The 2,189-nt window shown below is 64.1% G+C and carries 3 protein-coding genes; 2 read left to right on the top strand and 1 reads right to left on the bottom strand.

Annotated elements, in window-relative coordinates:
* Window positions 1–17: 17 nt before the first annotated feature.
* On the top strand, window positions 18–740 hold the full coding sequence (locus tag V7P99_RS13960; RefSeq protein ID WP_333795444.1) for a hypothetical protein: 723 nt from the start codon (window positions 18–20) through the stop codon (window positions 738–740).
* A gap of 125 nt (window positions 741–865) precedes the next feature.
* Here V7P99_RS13960 and V7P99_RS13955 read toward each other — a convergent pair whose 3' ends face one another.
* Window positions 866–1,867, bottom strand: a complete 1,002-nt coding sequence (locus tag V7P99_RS13955; RefSeq protein WP_333795443.1) for an NAD(P)H-quinone oxidoreductase — start codon at window positions 1,865–1,867, stop codon at window positions 866–868.
* A 124-nt stretch (window positions 1,868–1,991) separates the two neighbouring features.
* Between V7P99_RS13955 and V7P99_RS13950 the strand changes: the two genes are divergently transcribed.
* Entirely contained in the window at window positions 1,992–2,189 is a 198-nt protein-coding gene (locus tag V7P99_RS13950; protein ID WP_333795442.1) for a DUF1192 domain-containing protein, read from the top strand.

Genomic DNA, 2,189 nt, shown 5'->3' with positions numbered 1-2,189 from the left:
CACCAGGAGTGAGCATCATGCAGAAGCGAGCCGCGAAACTTCTCCTTGCAGGTGTGACGGGCGGTCTGCTGGTGCTGGCCGCTTGCTTGCCCGCGGCCGCGCTCGAGGAACTCGAGAGCGAGAAGCCGGCCCTCAAAGCCTGCGAAAAGCGGCTTTGCACCATGGTGCTCGACAAAGCGCCGGCGGGAGATGATCTCGCCTGCGACGTCCAAAAAACCTGGGCCAAGTCGACGCTGAAAGAGGGAAAAAGTAAGGGCGTCTCGTGGGGCTTCGGCGATGCGCGCTGCAACGTTGATCTCAAGCTCGAGCGTAAGGACATCCTCGCCGCGTTGACCAAGCCGAAGCATACAGTGCGTGTGCCGCCACATCAGGTGAATTGCGTCATCGAGCGGGAGGGCGAGCTCAAGCCCGTGACCGCGAGGCTCGCACCGAAGCTGACCTTCAAGAACGGCAAGGCTGACAAAGTCTGGATCAACCTCGAGAGCATCGAAGGCCCGGACGACGTCAAATCGACGATTTGGGCGGCCGCAAAGCTTGAGGATACGCTCGGCATCTTCCACCGGCCAATGATCAAGTCGATCAACAAGTTCCTGCACCGCCAATGCGCCAAGAACTATGGGCCCGACGCTGAGGCAAAAAAAGACAAGGACGGCAAGAAGACCAAGGTCGCCGCCGACAAGGCAAAGGCAGCCACCAAGGACAAGCCGGAAAAGGCCGAGACTTCGACGACGGATCGCTGAGAGGCCTCGCAATCCTTCGTGCCGCGATGCGTTAAATGCAGCTCATCGGATGGGCCCGGGCAAAAAGCGCCGACAGCTTCTGTCGGGGCACGCCTCCGCGCAAGGAAGCGTCTCGCTCAAAACCGTCAAGCGACCGTGAGCACGATCTTTCCGATGTGCTGGCTGGTCTCCATGCGCTCGTGGGCGCGGGCCGCCTCGGCCAACGGGAAAGTGCTGTCGATGACGATGCGGGCCTTGCCATCGGCCACCAGCGGCAGGGCATGAGCTTCGACCGCGCGTGCGATGGCGCCTTTCACGGACGTCGGCCGGATGCGCAGCGTCGAGCCGGTGAGCGTCAGGCGTTTTAGCATGACGCGCATCATGTCGACGGTCACTTTCGATCCCGCCTGATAGCCGATATTGACGAGCCGGCCATCCTCGGCCAGCGAGCGGATGTTGCGGTCCACGTAGTCGCCACCCACCATGTCGAGAATGACATCGACGCCCCGCCCTTCCGTCTCGGCCTTCACCACTTCGACGAAGTCCTCCGACGTGTAGTCGATGGCGCGCTCGGCCCCGAGTTTGATGCACGCCTCGCACTTTGCTGCCGAGCCGGCGGTGGCGATGACCTTGGCGCCGCGCGCCTTGGCAAGCTGAATGGCGGTGACGCCGATGCCGCTCGTGCCTCCATGGATGAGAAACCACTCGCCGGCCTTGAGCGCGCCACGCTCGAATACGTTGTGCCAGACGGTGAAGAACGTCTCCGGAATAGCGGCCGCCTCGATCATCGAGACGCTCTCGGGGATGGGCAGCGTCGCCGGCTCCTCGGCAAGTGCGAACGCGGCATAGCCGCCTCCGTTGAGCAGCGCCAGGACGCGATCGCCAACCTGGAAGCGCGCGGCACCTTCGCCCACGGCGGCAACGGTGCCGGCCGCTTCGAGGCCCGGAAGATCGCAATGGCCCTTCGGCGCCGGATAAAGTCCTTTCCGCTGCATGACGTCCGGGCGGTTGACGCCGGCTGCTGCCACCTTGATCAGCACCTGCCCCGGTCCTGGCATGGGCACGGGGCGCTCCTCGGCCACGAGCGCCTCGGGGCCGCCTTTGCCGTGGATGGCGATGGCGGTCATGGTGGCGGGCAGTTGCGTCATGAGAGGCTCCTCGGAACGATCCTGCTGCGTGCATAGCCGCCGCGATCCTGCCGTACAACCCGAGCGCTTGAGAGGAGCGCGCGAAAGTGTCAGGCTCACCCCAAAAACGACGGGAGAGAAGGCCATGGATTGGGACGAACATCGCCTCACGCCGGCGCAGTCTGCCGCCATCGGGGAAAATCTCGAAACGCTGTCGGTGGCCGAACTCGAGGGGCGCCTTGACGCCTTCGCCGCCGAGATCGAGCGCGTCAAAGCCGAGCTCGAGAGGAAGCGCGCACACGAAAGCGCGGCCGAGGCCCTGTTCAGGAAGCCTTCTCCCTAG

Source organism: Hyphomicrobium sp., from assembly GCF_036780825.1.
GTDB lineage: Bacteria > Pseudomonadota > Alphaproteobacteria > Rhizobiales > Hyphomicrobiaceae > Hyphomicrobium_C.
This window is presented reverse-complemented; position numbering and strand designations above follow the sequence as displayed.

Coding starts and splice junctions, on each gene's coding strand:
- V7P99_RS13960 (WP_333795444.1), top strand. CDS start 18: ATGCAGAAGCGAGCCGCGAAACTTCTCCTTGCAGGTGTGACGGGCGGT.
- V7P99_RS13955 (WP_333795443.1), bottom strand. CDS start 1,867: ATGACGCAACTGCCCGCCACCATGACCGCCATCGCCATCCACGGCAAA.
- V7P99_RS13950 (WP_333795442.1), top strand. CDS start 1,992: ATGGATTGGGACGAACATCGCCTCACGCCGGCGCAGTCTGCCGCCATC.